Below are 19,707 nucleotides of genomic sequence, written 5' to 3'. Positions count from 1 at the left end.
GGCATCTCTATGAAATAGGTTAACAAGGGATTATTGTTTTTTTTCGCTTTCGCGAAAGCGTGATATAGAGAACTATCAATAATAGTATGAAAGGAATCACATACCATAGGTTTTCCAACGGTGAATCTGAATAAATTATAGGATTAGTGTCTCCGGTAAGTATGAAACCAGCCCAATAATAGGGATGTTTAAATTCTTCTTCGACTTGATTAGATACATATTCTTCCTGAGCTAGTCTAAGTGCAACATCTTTGGGTTGACCTTTTTTAAGATGAGAATAGAAGCTCTTCATAATAATCGATGTCTCTCTATCAGGAACACGCCACAAACTAGTTATGGTTGCTCTTGCACCTGCATATTGAAATGCTCGAGAAAGACTCATTGCACCTTCAATAGGATCTATTTTACCATAAGCAGTATTACAGGCGCTTAATGTCACTAAATCTGCATTTAAATGTAATTTGTAAATTTCTTCTAGGTTTAGAAAATCCTCATCTTTTTCACCCTGAAATAATAACCTTGCATCGTAATCATTTTCTTCGTCAATTACAGCATGCATAGCGAGATGGTGAACATTGTGGTTGGGTGCGTTCTCAATATATTTCTCTTTAGTAGCATCTTCATCAATAAAAAGAGTACCGTCAAATAATTTAGAAATATAGGTTGCTTCGTCACGTGCAAAGGGTAATGAATAAGAGCCAGATCGTTCAATAACAGCTGCTAGACTGTTGCTTATATTTGTGTAAGATGGTGTAATAATGAGCGAAGATGATGGTCTTTGATCGCCATCAAATTGGTGACTTTGAAGTTGCAATGAATAGCTTATATTTTTACCAGCATAATTTGAGACTAAGTAATGGAGCGGTAGGTTTTGAGTAGCGCCATATCGTGTAATTGTGACGTTAGTAAATTGCTTGTTACCAATATTAATTGTGGGTAGTAACGGCTCTTTATTAGCGATTGACAGGATGGTCCTATGATTTATATTATTAAACTCCTCGTTGTTAAGTAGTCTAATGGTATAAGGATTTTGACTTACAGAATATAAATAAAGGCCATCGTCACCATTATAGTATACATGAGAGGTTTGCTGGCTTGCCAAACTTTTAAGAGATGAAATGGTAATTTGACCTTGCTTGTTAGTAGATAGGTAAGGATAGTTATCTTCTATGTTTTGATTAACGTTATTAAGATCATTAACCAGTGTTGGGTAACTAAATTGACTTATAGAGTCCTTAGGTTGTTCTTGAGAGATTTTCTGTATCCTTTTTTCGAGAGAGTACTTTTGCGAAAGCCAACTGAGGAGAACGGAATCATTTTTTACATTCTTATACAACCGTGACTTTAACTTTATTTCAACGGAATGGTTTTGTTCTAAAGCTATTACGGTTCTAAAAATATCGTCTTCATTTAAGGCATTTAATTGAGATAGTTTATCATCGATTTGAACCAGAGCGTTATTGATTTTGTCAATTTGTATTACATAATTACTATTATTATTTACGATTAAATTCATCTGATTTATTAATCCAGTACTTAATAGAAATAGCTCTTTACTTTTACGTAGTAATACGTCGTCCTGATTGTTAGTCGCTGTTCTATGAAGAGAATGGGCAAGCTTGATAAACCTTTTTACAGATGATTCGCTTAAAGAGGTTTCTTTAAGTAATTCAGGTTTATTGATAAACGAATTGATATTTGAAATGCCTAGATGTTCATAGTAATCATTTAGACTTCTGATAATTGAATCTTTATTTCTTGATTGTATTTTAACCAAAGTGTTTAGAAAAAAGTTATCTCTTATGTGGTAACTGTCTTCAAGGGTTTTTGATTTTTCTAAATGCTTATTCAAATAAAATACAGCACTATCTATTCTTTCGTTTGCAAGATGGTACTCGACAAGGTTTTTATACGCATTAATAGGGTTGATGTAATTATCATTTTGAAAATTACTAACTAGTTTAATAGCTTTATGCAATAGAGTTGCTATTTCCTTATCGGATGAGTCAACATGTTTTAAAAGGTATCTTGCTTTACGCTCATAAGCTATCCGTTGCCAGTGAGCAATAGTAATGTATTCATCAGAAAATTCAGGATATTCATTTCTAGAAGTTTGATAAATACGACTGGATTCATCATAATATTTAAAGAATAGGGAATCAGATTTTACGTTTGTTGCATGCATCATGTACCTGTCCATGAGGATTTGTTTATCTATTGCATCTCTTTCTGCAGGTAGGTTTTCATACATGTGTAGATAAAGTTGAAACTTATCGTAATCACCTAATGAATGATAAGTGTCTGATACATTATTGATTAAATCTAGAATTTGAAACAGATAATCGTTTCCTTTGTATTTTGGGGTTAAAAGGGGTTCAATTTCCTTGAGGACTTTAATTTTTTCAAATCCGTTATCCATTACTTGTGTACAGGAAAGATGGTTTTGATAAAGAGATAATTTTGCTGTTTCTAAAAATTCAAGATTATCTGGGGTAGATTCTATTTTGATTAAAGAGTCAATTTTTCTTACGGTGGGCTTTATGTAATCATCAATCGCAACACTACAGTCACTAGTTCTAAGCAATCCATTTACCAAGTAATCAATTGCTGGTAATTCTATTTTATAATCTTTATACTCTAAAGAATTATAAATCTTTAAGAACTGCTTTATTTTCAGTACCGCATTTTCCACATCATTTTGGTAATATCTAAATGAGTAATTAAGTTTATAAATTTCATTTAAATAATTTAAGTCTTTAATCTTTACCTTGTCATAATAAAAGGTTGTGCTGTCTAAAAGTGAAATGAGTGATGGATTAATATTATTAACAGCTATACTATCCTGAACTTGTTGATAGAACTTTTTGCTCAACGAGTCATTAACTTTATCGGTTTCAAAAATATTCTCAACGTGAGTGTTTATCTGTTTGTTAAAGCTTCTGTCTTCAGTTTTTTTACAAGCCAATAAGAAAAGCATAAGACTAGATGTCAAAAGGTAAGAGATGATTCTGCTTGTTTGGTTGGTTCTCATAGCCTAAAAAATTAAGGATTTATTCTTTTAAAGTTTGTAATAGAGATTGAGCCTTTTTGTAGTTATAGCTTTGATTATCAATTATTTTATCAAGTACCAAGATTGCTTTTTCCTTCTCACCAATTTTTACGTAAGAAAGGGCTAGGTACCAACGTGATCTTGCGTAGAAGTCATCTTGTAATTTTTGATGTTTTTTATATAGCTCAATTGCTGAATAATAATCTTCATTTCCCAGCGCTGCATTAGCTTGATAAAACAAATAGAAGCTTTGATTATCTTGATTGTATATGCTATCAAATTGTTTATATGCCGCTGCATAATTTTTACTTTCATAATTGTAAAAAGCTCGACTCACTTGATCATCTCCTATTGTTTCGCCTCTTTCTATATTTACTATTACATTGCGATAAGGAGTGTAATATTGATTATAAATTTCGTCATTTGAAGGAGAACTATTCCATAACAATATGAAAAGCAAGATGCTAGCCGCCGCAACAAAAGGAATGATTGTTTTTATAGATAATTTTCTAGAAAATTGCTTTTTATCTCTATGTGTACTTTCGAGTTTGTCAAACAAATTCCTCAATTCTGCAGATTTTGATTTAATTAATGCAGCACGCATATCAATTGCGTCTTGATAGGATTTTTTGAACTCTAGGTCAGTATTAATGAGTTTTTCAAATTCATTTTTCTGATAATCGTTAGCCTTATTATGTATAATTAATTGTATGAGCTGTTCTTTATCCATCTGCTTTGTTTGCTAATTCTTTAAGTTGTTTTAAACACCTACTTTTTTGTGCTTTGACTGTATTTTCACTACTATAATTCTCGGTTGCTAGTATTTCTTTAATACTCAAACCTTGTAAATAAAATAACTCAAGAATATTTCTGCATCTAGTGCCTATATTGTTTAATGCGGTGTATAATTTATTTTGATTTTCAGTCAATGATTGTTCTTCAAAGAACATCATGGGGTTTTCTTGTTTAATGTCATTATCAGTATCAAGGTTAACATAAGTACCTTTAGATTTATAGTATTCCATCATCTTATAATTACCTATTCCAAATAAATAGGTCTTTAAGCTACTAGTAAGTGTAGTTAATTTACCGGTAGCGACATTTTGATACAGTTGAACAAAACTGTCTTGATATAATTGATCAACATCATGTAGTGGAATACCTCGTTTAAGAGCGTATCCTTTAAAATCTTGCTTGTAATGCAAATAGATTTTTTCATAATAGGATCGATCTCCAGATTTTAGAAGGTAAATGGTCTCTTCTTGTTGATGATTCATTATCCGTTGGTTAGAGGAATTAAAGTTACAAATTTTTAGTTCTTGTTAACCTTTTATTCCTGCTCTTCATTAAGGAGTAAATCAATTAAAAACTCTAATCATGAAAAACCTTTTTACCCTGTTAACGTGCTTATTTATGTTAACAGCCTTTAATGGTCAAGCCCAATTCTTTAAAAAATTAAAGAAGAAAATTGATCAAAAAGTCCAGCAGACTGAAAAGAAAATCGAAAATAAAATAGATAAAGGAGTAGACGACCTTTTATTTGGCAATGATAGTGTTAATGATGCTTCACCTATAGTGAAAGAAGAATCAGAAATGGTTGAGTTTAAAGACTCAATTTATTATGACAATCAATCTACTTTTAAAACATATTCAAAATTTGATTTTACACCAGGAGAGAATCTTCTCTACTTTGAAGATTTTTCCAATGTGCTTATTGGAGATTTTCCCACTAGCTGGCATACAAACGCAGGAACTGAAGTAGTAAAGCTCGAGGAATTCAATGAAAAATGGCTAAAAATTGGGGCAGGATCAAGGACTATCGTTATAAGTGAGATCGCCAATAATTTACAATCCGATTTTACACTGGAATTTGACTTTGTTTATGATTTTAAAATGGACGAATATGCATTTAAGCGACACTTTGATGTCATACTTAGTGATCTTGAAGATCCATATAGTTATTTGTCAAAACCTTATAAAGGTAATTTTTACACCTATTTGCGTATAGGTGCAGGTTCTGGCGGTGGTGGTAAAGGAGCGATACTATATAAAAAGACAACAAGTAGATCTACAGACGCGTCTACAAAACAACCTCATGCGGTATTATCAAATAAAACTGCACAACCTTATCAAAAGCACCACGTTTCAATTGTAAAAAAGGATACTCGTATAAAAATGTATATCAATAGTGAAAAAGTAATTGATATGACCCAAGCGGTACAACCGGATGTGCTGTATCAAACAATCCGATTTGCTAGTAATGTTTCACCGGCAAATCAACATTTTTATATCAGTAATATTAAATATGCTGGACAGGTTGAAATTCCTACAAGTTTGTTTCATAACGACTCTTATCAAGCTCATGGAATAACATTCCAGTCAGGAAGCGCAAGCTTAAACCCAGAATCCTACGCTACTATCAAGGCAATTGCTCGAGAGATTGAGAATAATCCTGAGAATTCATATCAAATTATAGGTCACACTGACAGTGATGGGCAATATGATGATAACATCACGCTTTCGCGAAAGCGTGCAGAATCAGTTTATAATGTCCTCATTAATGATTTTAATATCACGCCAGATATCTTGTCAATAGATGGAGTTGGTGATGCGCAACCACTTACAAATGAAACAACAGCGACGGCCAAAGCAATAAATCGTCGCGTAGAAATAAGAAAAATTTAATCAATCAATCATGAAAAAAACAGTAATAACGGCAGCCGTATTTATGGTTGTCACAGCCCTAGCTATGGCTGGAAATGAAGTAATTAATGCTAAAATTAAGGATGGAGTTTACACATCAGATCATGGAGATATTCACATTTTAAACTCAAGATCAAATAAGAAAACGGTAGGCCTTTACAAAGGAGTAGGTCATCTGTTACTATCCAATTTTACCATTTCAGGTCGAGGAAGAGTCTACACAGGTAGCTTTTCAAATGGTAAAAAAATTGGACAAGTTTCTTTCACTCCACAATCTAATCAAGCTTGGAAAGGAGATTGGAAATGGAAAACAACCACAGGTAGAAATAAATGGGATGGTAAATGGGATGGAACTTTTAAAACCAGTTCAAAACTTAAAGGATTACACATGTGGAACACCTTTAAAACAGATTTCGGCACACTAGACCTCATTCATAATCCTGAAGGTAAAGTTGCTGGTTTCTTATATAAGGATGGTCAGGAGTACTTTGTTCACGGTGGTTTTAGTGGTGGATCTCAAATGAAGTTCTACGCCTATATTTCAAATTCAGAAGACACAATAAAGACCAGCGGTCCTTTTGATATTGTGATGGATTGGGATTATGGCCTATATGGAACTATCACTTCTAAAGGCAGGCAGCATACTAATATACGAGGAAGTGAGAACGGTCAGACTGTAAATATTACACTACAAACCATTAAGAATTATAAAAATCGCGGTTTAATGCATGGTGAGGAAAGGGGTAAGGTCACAATAAGCGCCTCTTTATTTGATGAAAAAGGAAGGCATTGGACACACACATTATATAAAGATCAATCTAATATTACCTATAAAGAAAATAAAGAAAAACAGGTTGATCAACAATATAGCAATCTTGTTAATTATTATAATGGTGGTAAAGGATATTACAAAAATCCAATTCTCAACTTAAACTTCACGCATAAAAGACTACGTAGCATTAGTAATGCTTCAGATCGTTTAGTGGCTCATTCAATACCTATGAAGGATATATTGGATTATTTAACCTACAAAAGAAATTCTAATAGCTTTCAAAATGCTCCCGATGGTCGTAAGAAGATCTCAAATTCAGATCACACTTTTTGGCTCTCAGAATCTAACGGTAAACGCAAGGTGCGCGGTTATGCCTTCATTAAATACGGCAATAATGATAAATGGGCGTACTTCTATACAATTCAACTTAATTAAATCAATATGAAAACTTCAAGATTAATTGCAATTGCGATATTACTTTTTGGTATCGCTTTCGCGAAAGCAGAATCAAATACAACATCAAACATGGAACCTACTACGGTTCTCAACTGGACAGGAACCTATGAGACTAATTTTGGTCAAATTATCCTATTGCAAAGAGGTGATTACGTGGTAGGCACATATAGTGATCGAGGAACTATAAGGTCTATCAGAAAAAGCGGAAGAAAGCTAAACGTTGTTTTTGATAACAATGGAACCTTAGGCTATGCATACTTAGAAAAAACTGTGTTAGGTTTTAAAGGCACCTGGAAATGGAGTACAGGTGTAGTACAAGGAGATTGGAACGGGAAAAAAGTAAGCGATGCGCAACAAAATTACCATAAAGGAAAATGGAAAACTAAATTCGGTACGCTAGACTTTATTGATAGTAAGTCTGGATTTATGGTCGCTCATTATGGAGATAAGGGAGGAATGATTTGGGGTAAGAAAAATCCATCGACCCGAATTTTTAAAGGTCAGTTTAAAAATAAAGAATCAGGTAAAATCAGGCCATGTTCCTTTATTTTTTCTAACAGTTCATTCAAAGGTAAATACGATAATTTGGAATATGGAAGTTGGAATGGTAACCGTACACAGTTACCAAATTCTGATGTAAGAACAGGAACAAATCTAGGAAAGGAGTATAAGATTAAAATCACCCTAAATGGTTTTAAATGTTGGAATTCAGACAATTTAAGAAAACGAGAACGTGGTTTTTTAGGTTTTAGAAATCAATTAAAGATGGGAAGTAATCTACAAGATTATGAAAAAAGAGAGAATACAGGAAAGGATTCTTGGATCTTAAAAAGTATTAACTGGCGTCAATGGTACAGTAGTAATGATATCAATAACTATCCAGAAGGACAATTATTTAATACGAGCGGTTACTTTGTTTACAACGTTTATGAAAAACAATTACCCAAAATATCTATGGCAAATGAGTTTGTATTTATAGAAAGTCTTAGAGCTCTCAAACGCAGTGATTTTAGATCAAAAAGAAATATTGATATGAAAGCGGTTATTGATTTGTTAACAGGTAAAACTAGTGAAAGCAATTATGCTCGTGGTAGTAATGGTAGATTCAGAATTCCAGATAGTCCTGATCACTTTAAAATTGAAGTGAAAAATGGTAAGCGTATACTAAATGTATATGGTGATATAAAAGAGCCCAAGAAGAAGAAAATTCATTTTGGATACTATTACACTATTGAGCTTATATAAAAAGAAAAATCCCGCTAGTGCGGGATTTTTTTTTATTCTTTGTTAGCGTTTAAATTATCTCTAGGTTGTGTGTATTCTTTCTTGTCCTTAACCTGATGATTAATTTTTTTGCCATGCGTTTCTTCTAGATTAATGGCTTGTTCTTTTTTGCTCGTTTTTTCCGGCGTTTTTCCTTCTGTATTCATAATCTTTTCTTTTAAAGATAAAGAAGTTTATGAATTAATAAGAGTATAACAACTGGTTTAACAAAGGATTACATCTTGTTTAATTATTTGTTAGCTTTTTTTGCATCTAATAATTGTCTATTAAGCCTTTGCTCTTTTTCAAGCGCATTTCTGCGGTAATTCTCATATTCTTCTTCTATTTGAGCCAATTGTTCTTGAGCAGTGGATGTTAAAGTGTTGCTGTTTTTGAATTTATAGATAAAGCTTATCAGTAATAAGGTTAAAATCCCAATTATTGACCATAGAATAATATTATACATACTTTTCTCTAGTTGAATACCTAGCAATTCCATACTATCTTGTCCTTTTTCCAGGGCGGCAATGTCAATTTTACTAGCTTCCATTTGATCGTTCAACTCTTGTATCTGGCTTACTTGATCTTCGATACGCTTATTCAAGCTGTTAATTTCAATATCTTGATCTTCTACAGTTGTTGTGACTTCTTTTTTAAGCTTGTTAATCTTATCAATTTCAATGACTCTATATTCTTGATATCTGTTAGAGGATTCTATAACTTCATTGAACTTATTATTCAATTTTTCATGGGTCGCGATGGAATCCTGTGCTAGGATGGATGTGTGTGTAATAAATAGTATTAGTAAAAAGAAATAGAATTTCATGTTTAGGGATACTTAAAAGTTTTGTTTTAAAGATTTTGCAAAAATACGCAGTATTACAACGAACTATTTTTAATATTATTCTAAATAAAAAAGACGCCTAATTAGGCGTCTTTAATTATTGGTTTGTTGTTGTATCTTTTAGTTGTCTGGGTTTCCATTACCACAGTCAGACATACAGTGTGTGTTAGTACGAATGTTGAACTGATCTTGAACTTCAGCACCGTCTACCCATATTCCGTGAGTTTGATCTATACAACCGTGCTCATTTACACTGTAGATTACAGCGTAAACTGATGTACAGTAACAATCGCCGAAATGGTTATTGTTGAATCTATACTTTACACTTTCTGTATAAGCTCTAAAACAGTTACGGATTCCATAGAAACATGGGTTGATTAAGTTGTTACTGTCTCTAGGTAAGGCATCACAAGTAGAATCTACATTCATATAGATTGAGTGTAAGTACCATCCATCATTCAACTCTAATTCAAGATATGTTTTATTAGAGTCCATATTTACAGTGAATTCACCGTATCTTTTTGAATTGGAAACTTTAAGAGCTTCTCCTACAAAACAAGCTCCAGAGTTAGAACCACCAATGATTCCAAACTTCCCTTCTTCCACTTGTGTAGTCATCGCTTCATAAGGAACAGGAGAAACTGATTGTTCAGGATTAATGTGTTGTGAGATTAAATTGTCTGCAAGAGCAATATTTTCAACATGATCTATAAATTCTTGCTCGCTTAATTTTGCAATTTCTATTTGATCATTTTGACCTTCTAGAGCGTTTGCATCTTCAACTTGTGAACAAGAAGCAGCTAGTAAAACGATAGCAAATAAATAGTATAATTTTTTCATCACGATTGTAATTTGTGGTCCAAAAGTACAATTACAAAATACTTAACAAGTCTTAATTTATGATTTTTCGATTAGGACTCTTTTAAACACGTTAAACTGAATGTTTTGATAAAGAGGTGATTTTTTTACTCTTTAAAAGTTCTTATTTGTCAGGGAAGTGACGCTTTTGAAGAGCGTTTTTTTAAAATGTTTCACATTTGATTAAATGTGGGTATTGACCAATCGACCAAAGTGATTAAATCAAGATGAAGTGCAAAAATAAAGCCTCAATGTGAATTGAGGCTTTATTTAATAGGGAAGAATGTTTAATCATTCATACTAATTAGAAACTCTTCATTGTTTCTTGTCTGTTTAATTCGTTGTGATATAAACTCCATAGCCTCAACCGGATTCATATCAGCTAGGTATTTTCTCATAATCCACATACGTTGTGATACGCTTTCATCAAGAAGTAAGTCGTCTCTACGTGTAGACGATGAGGTTAAATCAATGGCAGGGAATATTCTACGATTGGAAATATTTCTATCTAATTGTAGTTCCATGTTACCGGTTCCTTTAAATTCTTCAAAGATAACCTCGTCCATTTTTGAACCAGTTTCTGTCAATGCCGTTGCTATGATGGATAATGATCCACCACCTTCTATATTACGAGCAGCTCCAAAGAACCTTTTAGGTTTGTGTAAAGCATTAGCGTCCACACCACCAGAAAGTACTTTACCGCTGGCAGGTTGAACAGTGTTGTAAGCTCGTGCTAGCCTGGTAATAGAATCTAATAGGATAACAACATCATGACCGCATTCAACCATTCTTTTTGCTTTTTCTAGAACAATGTTAGCTACCCTTACGTGATCATGCGCCTCTTTATCAAAAGTTGAAGCAATTACTTCACCGCTTACATTGCGTTGCATGTCTGTTACTTCCTCAGGACGTTCGTCTATAAGTAATATAAGTTGATATACTTCAGGATGATTGGCTGCTATAGCATTTGCTATATCTTTAAGTAGCATTGTTTTACCCGTTTTAGGTTGCGCCACAATCATACCACGTTGCCCTTTTCCTATTGGGGCAAATAAATCCATTACTCTAGTTGAAATACTGGATTGTCTCTCGGCTATATTGAATTTCTCATCTGGAAATAATGGAGTGAGGTGTTCAAAAGATACTCTATCTCTAACAACCTTCGGATCTAATCCATTGATTTGAGAAATCTTAATTAAAGGAAAATATTTTTCACCTTCTTTAGGTGGTCGTACCATACCTAGTACTGTGTCACCTGTTTTTAATCCAAATAATCTTATCTGTGATTGAGAAACATAAATATCATCTGGGCTAGATAAGTAGTTGTAATCACTGCTTCTTAAAAATCCATAACCATCAGGCATCATGTCAAGAACACCTTCACTCTCGATGATTCCATCAAACTCAAAATCTGGATCTCGATAGCGATTACGGTTATCTTTATTTCCTTTAGGAACATTGTTACCGCTGTTGTTGTTTCGGTTATTGTTCTTATTGCGATTGTTGTTCTTATTTCTAGTGTCATTATCGTTACGATTCTCATTACGATTCTCATTACGATTCTCATTACGATTCTCATTACGATTCTCGTTACGATTGTCATTAGACTTTTTATTATTCTTATTAGAATCGTTGGTTTTTGTTTCTTCTGTATTATTCTCTTTTTTAGAAGGCTGACTTTTATTAGAAGAAGTGTTAGATTCCTTATCCTTTTCTGCTGACTTTACATTGTTGTTTTTTCTTGGTCTACGTTCTTTCTTTTGTTCGATATTTTTAGTAGGCGCAGTCCTTGATTCCTTTTTTGGATCTGGTTTAGACTCCTTTTTAGGTGAATCTTCACTTTTGTTGTCTAGGTCTAGGTTTTCTAGAACTTTAGGGTTTTCTGCTTGAACATCTAGAATTTTGTAAACTAAATCCAACTTGCGCAGGGATCTATACTTAGGTACGTTTAAATCCTTGGCAATTTCCTGTAATTCAGGTAATTTCTTTGATTTTAAATCAGCTATTTGAAACATTATTTGTTAAATGATAAGATTATAAGGGAACTAAATCAATTTTATCAGAAAAAATTGACGTGTCTAGGTGGTCTAGAAAACAGTAGTTTAACACCTAATACATTGCAAGTATACTTAAAAAAATGATATTAACTACTGTTTTTAACGGCTAAGTTTTATTTTTGCTCAATAGAAAATATGTAATGATACAACGTATACAATCTATTTACTTAATACTGGCAGCACTAGTTTCTGGTGTATTAGTTTGGGTAGTAGATGCTTATCTTAATGGCGATAGTAATGAATTTCTAGGTGTAGATGATTCGGTTTACTTTGGTACTTTTATGGTAAGTGCTGTTTTATCTATATTTGCAATCTTCCTATTTAAAAATAGGCAGTTACAATTTGTTATCAATAGACTCAATATACTGATTAATCTTATTTTGCTAGGAGTTTTTGTATATCGAGCCCTAACTTGGTCTGGAGGAACGGCGGTTTCTGAGAAAGGCCTTGGGATGTTCCTTCCTGTATTATCTATCGTTTTACTTGCCTTGGCAAACAAGGCCATACGGAAGGATGAACAACTCGTAAAATCAGCGGACCGATTGCGATAACGATTTTATCTTAGTGATATTAGTGAAAAAACCTGCGAGGCGCCACCTTGCAGGTTTTTTGTTTTATAATAGTTTAAAGCTCGCTTTCGCGAAAGCGTAATAGAAAAATCACGATTCATCTAGAACGATTTACCTGTCCTTCTCAATAACCTCAAGATTACTAATCTTACCAGCATTAATTTCAAATCGTAACATTGTTCGTTTTTTATGAAACCCATGAATACCTACAGCGCCAGGATTCATGTGCAGGCAATTGATCTTTTTGTCCATCATAACTTTAAGAATATGACTGTGACCACAGATAAAAATATCTGGTGGATTATGATATATCTGCTCTTTTACTCGCATATTGTAACGACCTGGATATCCACCTATATGAGTAATCCATACGTCCATACCACCGCAATTAAACCGTAAGTGTTCTGGAAATTGTAATCGCGCTTTGTCATCGTCAATATTACCATACACAGCCTTAAGTGGTTTTATTTGAGACAACTGATCGGTCACCGTTAAATCACCAATGTCTCCTGCGTGCCATATTTCATCTGCCTCGAGCGCATATTTTAGTATGAAATCATCGATATGGCTGTGTGTGTCAGAAAGTAATAGGATTTTCATGAAATTTACTTTATCGCAAAAGTAAGGAGTAAAGCAGTCAATAGTTACCTGTTTTCCTCAAACAGCCGCTTATCTTTGCAGTATGAAATCGAATCGATTTTTTATAGAATTTGCCTATAATGGAACAAATTATCACGGCTGGCAACGACAGCCAGATGCTATTACCGTTCAAGAAAAACTGGAAGAAGGTATGCAGCTGCTGTTACGTGAGTCTATATCACTTGTAGGTGCTGGTAGAACTGATGCTGGTGTTCATGCAAAACAAATGTTTGCGCATTTTGAACTAGATGATCCTAACAAATTGGATAATATCGTTTATAAACTAAATAGATGGTTACCAGATGATATATCGGTCTTTACTGTTGTTAATGTGAATGAAACAGCTCATGCAAGGTTTGATGCTACTGCACGCAGTTATGAGTATCATTTTCACTTAAGACCAGATCCTTTTTTCAATCACAACTCACACATTTTATATAGATTGCCTGATTTTAATAAAATGGATAAAGCAGCTCAATTGTTACTAGAGTATAACGATTTTGAATGCTTCTCTAGGTCAAACAGTGACGTACACACGTATTTGTGTGATTTAATGAATGTATCATTTGAGCATCAAAAATACCATGTCATTTTTCATATTAAAGCTAACCGATTTTTGAGAAATATGGTAAGAGCTATTGTAGGAACCTTATTGGAAATAGGATATGATAAAATGTCGGTTGAATATTTGCACGAGGTTCTTAAATCGAAAAACAGATGCATGGCAGGTCCTAGTGCACCAGCCCAAGGACTTTACCTGAGCAGGGTTCATTATCCTGATCATATTTTCAAAATAGAAGATTAAATTGTGATATCGTTAAAATCGATAGAATAATCAGCGCTTAAAAGGGTTATTGTCTTACTTTTAAAAAATAAAATTTGAAGCTTTAAAGAAGCTATAATCATATGGCAGATAAAACAACAGGAAATGCATTTAGCCTGCGTTTATTTAAACGCATACTAGCCTATACAAAACCTTATCGTTTTACGTATTACTTTGTAGCCTTGAGCGCAATTTTACTTGCAGCAGTTTCAATCGCTATGCCTTATTTGTTCAAGGTGGCTATCGACGAGCACATAGTTCCAAAGGAGTATGAAGGTTTTACCACTGTGCTCGCAATGATGATAGGTGCTTTAATGATAGAGGTGTTGTTGCAGCTCAGTTTTATATTTTATGCAAACTGGTTGGGCCAGCAGGTTATTAGAGATTTACGTTTGAAGCTTTTTGACCACATGATGGGTTTCAAAATGAAATATTTTGATACTAGTGCAGTTGGAAAATTAGTAACACGTGCAGTAAGTGATATTGAAACCATTGCAAGTATATTTTCACAAGGTTTATTTGTGATGATATCCGATCTACTTAAGATGGTTGTTGTCTTAGGTTTTATGTTCTTTTATAGTTGGCGATTAACCCTAGTGGCATTAATAGTGATGCCCTTTATTTTGTATGCCACACGAGTATTTCAAAAAGCTATGAAAAAGGCGTTTGAAGAGGTGCGTACTCAGGTTAGTAATCTTAATAGTTTTGTTCAAGAAAGGGTGACCGGTATGAAAATTGTTCAAATCTTCAATCGCGAAAAAATAGAATACGAACGTTTTAAGGAAATCAATAACAAGCATCGCAACGCATGGGTACGCACCGTATGGTACAACTCTATCTTTTTCCCAATTGCCGAAATGGCCTCAAGTATTACTATTGCTCTTATCGTTTACATAGGATTTGTGGTTAATTTGGACCAAGGTTCTCTTTTAGTAGAAATAGGTACCATTGTTATGTTCATAGATTTATCTCAAAAACTATTTAGACCTTTGAGGCAGATAGCCGATAAATTCAATACCTTACAAATGGGAATGGTGGCAGCAAATCGTGTGTTTACCATAATTGATACCGATTCTAAGATTGAAGACGAAGGTACCATGCTGGCAGAAAATCTTAAAGGTGCTATTGAATTTGAGAATGTGAATTTCGGTTATGTAGAAAATGAACCAGTTATAAAGAATTTGTCATTCACAGTTAATCCAGGCGAGACAGTAGCTATAGTAGGAGCGACAGGTGCTGGTAAATCCACAATCATCAATTTGTTATCGAGATTTTATGAAATTAACAGTGGTGTGATTAAGATTGATTCCGCTTCCGCGAAAGCGTACCAACTACACTCATTGCGGTCACAAATTGCAGTTGTTTTACAAGACGTTTTTCTCTTTGCCGATACTATTTTTAACAATATTACACTGCAAGATCCATCCATCACAGAAGAAGACGTAATTGAAGCTGCTAAAAAAATTGGAGTTCATGACTTTATTATGTCTTTGCCTAATGGTTATCAGTACAATGTAAAGGAGCGTGGCGTTATGTTAAGTTCTGGTCAACGTCAATTAATCGCCTTTTTGAGAGCCTACGTGAGTAAGCCTAGTATTTTAGTTCTAGACGAAGCTACAAGTTCTGTTGATGCTTATAGTGAACAATTAATTCAAGATGCCACAGACATTATTACCAAAGGACGCACGTCCATAGTAATTGCGCACCGATTGGCTACTATTAAAAAAGCAGATAAAATAATTGTAATGGATGCTGGTGAAATAGTCGAGATAGGTTCACATAAAGAATTGCTGCAAAAAGAAAATGGCTATTACCGCAATTTATACGAGGTTCAATTTTTACAGCAAGAAGTAGCCTAAATCAGGAATTTAAATACAATCATTCCTATAATCATCGCTAGAACAACAAGTATAATAAGACCTATATAAGAAACTATAGCTACTACAAAGAATAGTAAACTTCTCATTACCGTTTGGGCCAGATCTAGTTTAAAAAGTTGTTGATACACATAAACGTTGTACAAAAAGAGCGTGAGCAAGGTAAATATTGTGTATACTCCATAATAATCTGGTGCAAGCACTAAAATAGCTATAGCAATAGGTGTAGTAGCAATAGCATATTGACTATAGGAATACATTTGAATGACCAGCTGTTCGGTATAATTGTATTTCTTCTTTCCCCAAAATGTTATTCTACCCCAAAGAGCATATATAGGTATTGATAACAAGACTATTATAGACATGTAGTTTTGAGTAAACTCGGTAGATTGAGAAAAAGCATTTGCCTGAGTTATCGCGTCTTTTTCAGGAATGCCCATTCTTTTGTACATATCAATTAAATCGCTCGTATTTAAAAATTCTATTTCGGTATGTTTCATTACAAATACCGTAATTCCAGTGAAAAACAAGCTTATAAATAAATACCTGATAGCGTCTACATAATTCATGCGACGTCCCTTAATGTATCCATTGATGACATCACGAGGTTTGGTAAACATATCTAAAAAAGTTCTCACAAATTTTGTGTCTATCCCTAAATACATATCGCCAAAATCAGCTGCTACATTGCGCATCGTGATTCTGTTTTCAATCCATTTTGAACCACAATTAGAGCAATAGTTGTGCTTCTCGTAGAAGATGTGGTTACAATTTTTACAAACTCGTTCCATTAATTTGTTTTAAATGCTTTTAAGTATTCTGGATTGATCAAATAGATGCCGCCTAGAACAAAAACCGCTGTAATAATGATAAATATTATTTGAAGTGTACTAAAGATGATACTCGATAGAATAGCTTTGAGTACCGTTTGTCCTAAACTTAATTTGAAAATTCTTTTGTAATACCAGCCTATTTGAATGACGCTAATAAGAGATATTGGGATGGATGTTGCTCCATAGCTAATATCAAGTACAATCATTAAAGGTGTAAAAATTACAGTAACCATATTGAGTAGCCCAAAAGCATATACAAATAATATAAGATGTTCTACAAAATTATACTTACGTATATCAAGAAATACAAGCCAGCCAGTAAACGCGTATAAAGGCAAGAATAAAGAAGTTAACGCACCCAAATAGTCATAGAAATAGTTGAATAACTCGAGTTTGTTCGTTTCACTTATATCGACTAGGTTTAATAATTCAGGGAAAAAGTTCTTAAGAATAAACATTTGAAGACCGATGAGTGTAAGACTTATTAAGTACCAATTTATGGGATTTACAAATCTTTTACGTTGACCTCTTATGTAGTTGTCAATTACAATTTCTGGTTGAAGTATAAGAGCTTTGAAAGTTGATATTAATACATTGTCAGTACCCAGGTATCGATCAAAAAATTCTCTGGTAATCGTATTTATGGTAAGCCGTTTTGTAATCCATTTTGAGCCACATTTTGGACAGTAATCATGTCCATGATATAGCATTTGATTGCAATTTCTACAGCTGCGTTCCATAAATTAGGATAATAAAGTCTTCATTTTTTCAGCGAGTTTATTCTCGTCTTGAAACGTTTCTAATTCTTCTTCATGAGCTAGAGATACTTGGCCTGTTTCTTCACTTACAATAACCGCTATAGCATTTGTCCTTTCAGTAATACCTAGAGCTGCTCTATGTCTAAGGCCAAATCTACTTGGTATTTGTTTACTATTGCTTACCGGTAAAATGGCTCTAGTGGCAGTGATTTTATTATCCTCTACAATCACGGCGCCATCATGTAAGGGACTGTTTTTATAAAAGATACTACGTAGTATTGGAGCATTGACAAGAATGTCCATATTGTCTCCTGTGTTTTTTGCAAAATCCATAGAAACGTCCCGTTTAATAGCGATAAGCGCGCCTGTTTTGGTTTTACTTAATGTAAAACAGGCGCTTACAATTTCATCTACAACATGATGTTGTGCTGTCGAATCTTCTCTAAAAAACTTCAATTGGCGTAGCAACTTTTTTCTACTAGTGAAGTTTGTTGTTCCTATCATCAATAAGAAACGCCTGATTTCTTGTTGAAAAACTACAACTAGGGCAATAAAACCAGCACCTACAAAGGCACCTAGTGTTAACCCTAAAAGCTTCATTTCAAGAGTAACCGTGATTTGATAAATCACCAAAAAGATAATGATCCCGATGAAAATATTGATTGCAGCAGTTCCTTTAACTAACCGGTATATGTAGTAAACCAAAAAGGCAAATAATACAATATCAATTAAATCTACAATTCTAAAATCAGGTAGGCCCATAAGTTGTAAAAATAGAAATTAATTTTCTTGCAGTTCTTCAAATAGTTTAATGCATTCCATGGCAGGCGCCACATCATGTACTCTCAAAATTTTAGCACCTTGTTGTAAACAAATCATGTGTAGGGCAGTAGTTCCATTTAACGCTTTGTCCGAGGTTGTATCCAATGTTTTATATATCATTGATTTTCTTGAAACTCCTGCTAGAATAGGAACTTGGTGCGCTTGCAATAAACTCATGTTTTTAAGCAAAGTGAAATTTTGCTCTCTAGTTTTAGCAAAACCAAATCCAGCGTCAATTACTATATCATTGATTCCTAGCGCGCGTGCTGCAGCGATTCTATCAGAAAAATAATAATTTATCTCATGAATGAGGTCATCATATTCAGTAAGAGTTTTCATAGTTTGTGGAGTGCCGCGCATGTGCATCATAATATAAGGTACTTGTGCTTCTGCTACCACGGGTAGTATGGATTGATCAATAAGTCCTGCGCTTATATCATTGACTAGGTTTGCGCCGTGTTGTAGGGCCTTTTTAATCACGCTTCCGCGAAAGCTGTCACAACTCAACCCTTTAATATTAAAGCTTTTTGCAACAAGTTCGATGACAGGAACAACTCTTCTAATCTCTTCTTGCTCACTAATATCAGTCCCATCAGGTCTAGAACTGTAACCACCTATATCAATGAAAGTGGCTCCTTCATCGAGCATACGTTCCACTTGGGTGAGTACATCTTTATCAGACTTGAGCTTACCACCATCATAAAACGAGTCTGGAGTAACGTTTACAATACCCATGGTATGAGCTTTTGAAAGATTGATTAGTGTGCCAGCACAATTGATAGTCGACATGAAATAGGGTTATGTGAAAAATTGAAACTAAATTTACACCAAATTTAAACCTTTATGTCAGATACAAGTAAGCAATACGATGCCGTTATCGCACAATGTCGCGAGTTGTTTTCTAATAAAATGAAAGATTATGGAGCTGCGTGGCGCATTCTCAGGCTTCCATCGCTTACTGATCAAATTTTTATCAAAGCGCAACGTATAAGAGGCTTGCAAACATTAACCGAATCAAAAATTGACGAAGGTCAAGAAAGTGAGTTTATTGGAATTATCAATTATTCATTAATGGCGCTCGTGCAATTAGACAAAGGTGTAGTGGATCAACCAGACTTAAATCTGGAACAGGCACTAGAGCTTTACGATCATCATGCTTCAATTACTAAACAATTAATGATGGACAAAAATCACGATTATGGTGAGGCATGGCGTGATATGAGAGTAAGCTCGCTTACCGACCTCATACTGCAAAAACTGTTACGAGTAAAGCAAATTGAGGATAATAAAGGTAAAACCCTTGTTTCTGAAGGTCTGGATGCTAATTATCAAGATATGATCAATTATTCTGTGTTTGCTATGATACATTTAGGAGACTCATAAT

19 protein-coding genes are annotated in these 19,707 nt (G+C 33.9%); 7 read left to right on the top strand and 12 right to left on the bottom strand.

Features of this window, described 5'->3' with window-relative positions:
* Positions 1–19: 19 nt before the first annotated feature.
* Genes BST93_RS13610 through BST93_RS13600 form a run of 3 tightly spaced genes read right to left on the bottom strand, consistent with a single transcriptional unit; the run spans position 20 to position 4,326 of the window.
* On the bottom strand, positions 20–3,031 hold the full coding sequence (locus BST93_RS13610; RefSeq protein ID WP_105019589.1) for a CHAT domain-containing protein: 3,012 nt from the start codon (positions 3,029–3,031) through the stop codon (positions 20–22).
* 19 nt (positions 3,032–3,050) lie between these two features.
* Complete coding sequence (locus tag BST93_RS13605; RefSeq protein WP_105019588.1) at positions 3,051–3,779, bottom strand: tetratricopeptide repeat protein; 729 nt, start codon at positions 3,777–3,779, stop codon at positions 3,051–3,053.
* The gene (locus BST93_RS13600) at positions 3,772–4,326 is read right to left on the bottom strand and encodes an RNA polymerase sigma factor (protein WP_105019587.1); all 555 of its coding nucleotides are present in this window, start codon (positions 4,324–4,326) and stop codon (positions 3,772–3,774) included. Before BST93_RS13600 ends, BST93_RS13605 begins: the two co-directional genes overlap by 8 nt.
* 136 nt (positions 4,327–4,462) lie before the next feature.
* Here BST93_RS13600 and BST93_RS13595 point away from each other — a divergent pair, with 136 nt between their 5' ends.
* From BST93_RS13595 to BST93_RS13585, 3 genes are read left to right on the top strand one after another with little or no spacing between them, the layout of a single operon-like run.
* Positions 4,463–5,734 carry an OmpA family protein gene (locus tag BST93_RS13595; protein ID WP_181072647.1) on the top strand — a complete coding sequence of 424 codons (1,272 nt, stop codon included), beginning with the start codon at positions 4,463–4,465 and terminating at the stop codon, positions 5,732–5,734.
* Positions 5,735–5,744: 10 nt separating this feature from the next.
* Positions 5,745–6,959 (top strand): hypothetical protein, encoded by a 1,215-nt coding sequence (locus BST93_RS13590; RefSeq protein ID WP_105019585.1) that lies wholly within the window; start codon positions 5,745–5,747, stop codon positions 6,957–6,959.
* Positions 6,960–6,965: 6 nt separating this feature from the next.
* Positions 6,966–8,225 (top strand): hypothetical protein, encoded by a 1,260-nt coding sequence (locus BST93_RS13585; protein WP_146105033.1) that lies wholly within the window; start codon positions 6,966–6,968, stop codon positions 8,223–8,225.
* A 32-nt stretch (positions 8,226–8,257) separates the two neighbouring features.
* Here BST93_RS13585 and BST93_RS14235 read toward each other — a convergent pair whose 3' ends face one another.
* The 4 genes from BST93_RS14235 to rho all read right to left on the bottom strand — a co-directional run bounded on the left by BST93_RS14235 (position 8,258) and on the right by rho (position 11,960).
* Positions 8,258–8,410 (bottom strand): hypothetical protein, encoded by a 153-nt coding sequence (locus tag BST93_RS14235; RefSeq protein WP_167342478.1) that lies wholly within the window; start codon positions 8,408–8,410, stop codon positions 8,258–8,260.
* Positions 8,411–8,493: 83 nt separating this feature from the next.
* Positions 8,494–9,069, bottom strand: a complete 576-nt coding sequence (locus tag BST93_RS13580; protein WP_105019583.1) for a hypothetical protein — start codon at positions 9,067–9,069, stop codon at positions 8,494–8,496.
* Positions 9,070–9,207: 138 nt separating this feature from the next.
* On the bottom strand, positions 9,208–9,927 hold the full coding sequence (locus tag BST93_RS13575; protein ID WP_060523963.1) for a hypothetical protein: 720 nt from the start codon (positions 9,925–9,927) through the stop codon (positions 9,208–9,210).
* A 305-nt stretch (positions 9,928–10,232) separates the two neighbouring features.
* Complete coding sequence (gene rho, locus BST93_RS13570) at positions 10,233–11,960, bottom strand: transcription termination factor Rho (protein ID WP_105019582.1); 1,728 nt, start codon at positions 11,958–11,960, stop codon at positions 10,233–10,235.
* A 182-nt stretch (positions 11,961–12,142) separates the two neighbouring features.
* Here rho and BST93_RS13565 point away from each other — a divergent pair, with 182 nt between their 5' ends.
* The gene (locus BST93_RS13565; RefSeq protein ID WP_042277404.1) at positions 12,143–12,553 is read left to right on the top strand and encodes a DUF4293 domain-containing protein; all 411 of its coding nucleotides are present in this window, start codon (positions 12,143–12,145) and stop codon (positions 12,551–12,553) included.
* Positions 12,554–12,682: 129 nt separating this feature from the next.
* Here the strand turns inward: BST93_RS13565 and BST93_RS13560 are convergent, their stop codons facing one another.
* Positions 12,683–13,171 carry a metallophosphoesterase family protein gene (locus BST93_RS13560; RefSeq protein ID WP_105019581.1) on the bottom strand — a complete coding sequence of 163 codons (489 nt, stop codon included), beginning with the start codon at positions 13,169–13,171 and terminating at the stop codon, positions 12,683–12,685.
* Positions 13,172–13,253: 82 nt separating this feature from the next.
* Here BST93_RS13560 and truA point away from each other — a divergent pair, with 82 nt between their 5' ends.
* Together truA and BST93_RS13550 are read left to right on the top strand one after the other, a co-directional pair.
* Positions 13,254–14,015, top strand: a complete 762-nt coding sequence (truA, locus tag BST93_RS13555) for a tRNA pseudouridine(38-40) synthase TruA (protein ID WP_105019580.1) — start codon at positions 13,254–13,256, stop codon at positions 14,013–14,015.
* Positions 14,016–14,116: 101 nt separating this feature from the next.
* The gene (locus tag BST93_RS13550) at positions 14,117–15,892 is read left to right on the top strand and encodes an ABC transporter ATP-binding protein (RefSeq protein ID WP_105019579.1); all 1,776 of its coding nucleotides are present in this window, start codon (positions 14,117–14,119) and stop codon (positions 15,890–15,892) included.
* Here BST93_RS13550 and BST93_RS13545 read toward each other — a convergent pair.
* The 4 genes from BST93_RS13545 to folP are packed head-to-tail and all read right to left on the bottom strand — an operon-like array spanning position 15,889 to position 19,112.
* Positions 15,889–16,701, bottom strand: a complete 813-nt coding sequence (locus BST93_RS13545) for a DUF3667 domain-containing protein (RefSeq protein ID WP_042277411.1) — start codon at positions 16,699–16,701, stop codon at positions 15,889–15,891. The genes BST93_RS13550 and BST93_RS13545 overlap by 4 nt on opposite strands.
* Entirely contained in the window at positions 16,701–17,483 is a 783-nt protein-coding gene (locus BST93_RS13540) for a DUF3667 domain-containing protein (protein WP_105019578.1), read from the bottom strand. Before BST93_RS13540 ends, BST93_RS13545 begins: the two co-directional genes overlap by 1 nt.
* 3 nt (positions 17,484–17,486) lie before the next feature.
* The gene (gene cdaA, locus BST93_RS13535) at positions 17,487–18,263 is read right to left on the bottom strand and encodes a diadenylate cyclase CdaA (protein WP_060523974.1); all 777 of its coding nucleotides are present in this window, start codon (positions 18,261–18,263) and stop codon (positions 17,487–17,489) included.
* Between the two features lie 18 nt (positions 18,264–18,281).
* A complete protein-coding gene (gene folP / locus BST93_RS13530; RefSeq protein WP_105019577.1) occupies positions 18,282–19,112 on the bottom strand; it encodes a dihydropteroate synthase in 831 nt (276 codons plus the stop codon).
* 54 nt (positions 19,113–19,166) lie between these two features.
* On the opposite strand from folP, the gene BST93_RS13525 reads away from it, so the two are divergent.
* A complete protein-coding gene (locus BST93_RS13525) occupies positions 19,167–19,706 on the top strand; it encodes a DUF1599 domain-containing protein (RefSeq protein ID WP_060523979.1) in 540 nt (179 codons plus the stop codon).
* Position 19,707 lies beyond the last annotated feature (1 nt).

Origin of the sequence: Nonlabens tegetincola (assembly GCF_002954355.1) — a bacterium.
In the GTDB taxonomy this organism is placed as follows: domain Bacteria; phylum Bacteroidota; class Bacteroidia; order Flavobacteriales; family Flavobacteriaceae; genus Nonlabens; species Nonlabens tegetincola.
Note: the sequence above shows the minus strand (reverse complement) of the source record. Positions and strands in the feature narration are given on the sequence as shown.

Coding starts and splice junctions, on each gene's coding strand:
- BST93_RS13610 (WP_105019589.1), bottom strand. CDS start 3,031: ATGAGAACCAACCAAACAAGCAGAATCATCTCTTACCTTTTGACATCT.
- BST93_RS13605 (WP_105019588.1), bottom strand. CDS start 3,779: ATGGATAAAGAACAGCTCATACAATTAATTATACATAATAAGGCTAAC.
- BST93_RS13600 (WP_105019587.1), bottom strand. CDS start 4,326: ATGAATCATCAACAAGAAGAGACCATTTACCTTCTAAAATCTGGAGAT.
- BST93_RS13595 (WP_181072647.1), top strand. CDS start 4,463: ATGTTAACAGCCTTTAATGGTCAAGCCCAATTCTTTAAAAAATTAAAG.
- BST93_RS13590 (WP_105019585.1), top strand. CDS start 5,745: ATGAAAAAAACAGTAATAACGGCAGCCGTATTTATGGTTGTCACAGCC.
- BST93_RS13585 (WP_146105033.1), top strand. CDS start 6,966: ATGAAAACTTCAAGATTAATTGCAATTGCGATATTACTTTTTGGTATC.
- BST93_RS14235 (WP_167342478.1), bottom strand. CDS start 8,410: ATGAATACAGAAGGAAAAACGCCGGAAAAAACGAGCAAAAAAGAACAA.
- BST93_RS13580 (WP_105019583.1), bottom strand. CDS start 9,069: ATGAAATTCTATTTCTTTTTACTAATACTATTTATTACACACACATCC.
- BST93_RS13575 (WP_060523963.1), bottom strand. CDS start 9,927: ATGAAAAAATTATACTATTTATTTGCTATCGTTTTACTAGCTGCTTCT.
- rho (WP_105019582.1), bottom strand. CDS start 11,960: ATGTTTCAAATAGCTGATTTAAAATCAAAGAAATTACCTGAATTACAG.
- BST93_RS13565 (WP_042277404.1), top strand. CDS start 12,143: ATGATACAACGTATACAATCTATTTACTTAATACTGGCAGCACTAGTT.
- BST93_RS13560 (WP_105019581.1), bottom strand. CDS start 13,171: ATGAAAATCCTATTACTTTCTGACACACACAGCCATATCGATGATTTC.
- truA (WP_105019580.1), top strand. CDS start 13,254: ATGAAATCGAATCGATTTTTTATAGAATTTGCCTATAATGGAACAAAT.
- BST93_RS13550 (WP_105019579.1), top strand. CDS start 14,117: ATGGCAGATAAAACAACAGGAAATGCATTTAGCCTGCGTTTATTTAAA.
- BST93_RS13545 (WP_042277411.1), bottom strand. CDS start 16,701: ATGGAACGAGTTTGTAAAAATTGTAACCACATCTTCTACGAGAAGCAC.
- BST93_RS13540 (WP_105019578.1), bottom strand. CDS start 17,483: ATGGAACGCAGCTGTAGAAATTGCAATCAAATGCTATATCATGGACAT.
- cdaA (WP_060523974.1), bottom strand. CDS start 18,263: ATGGGCCTACCTGATTTTAGAATTGTAGATTTAATTGATATTGTATTA.
- folP (WP_105019577.1), bottom strand. CDS start 19,112: ATGTCGACTATCAATTGTGCTGGCACACTAATCAATCTTTCAAAAGCT.
- BST93_RS13525 (WP_060523979.1), top strand. CDS start 19,167: ATGTCAGATACAAGTAAGCAATACGATGCCGTTATCGCACAATGTCGC.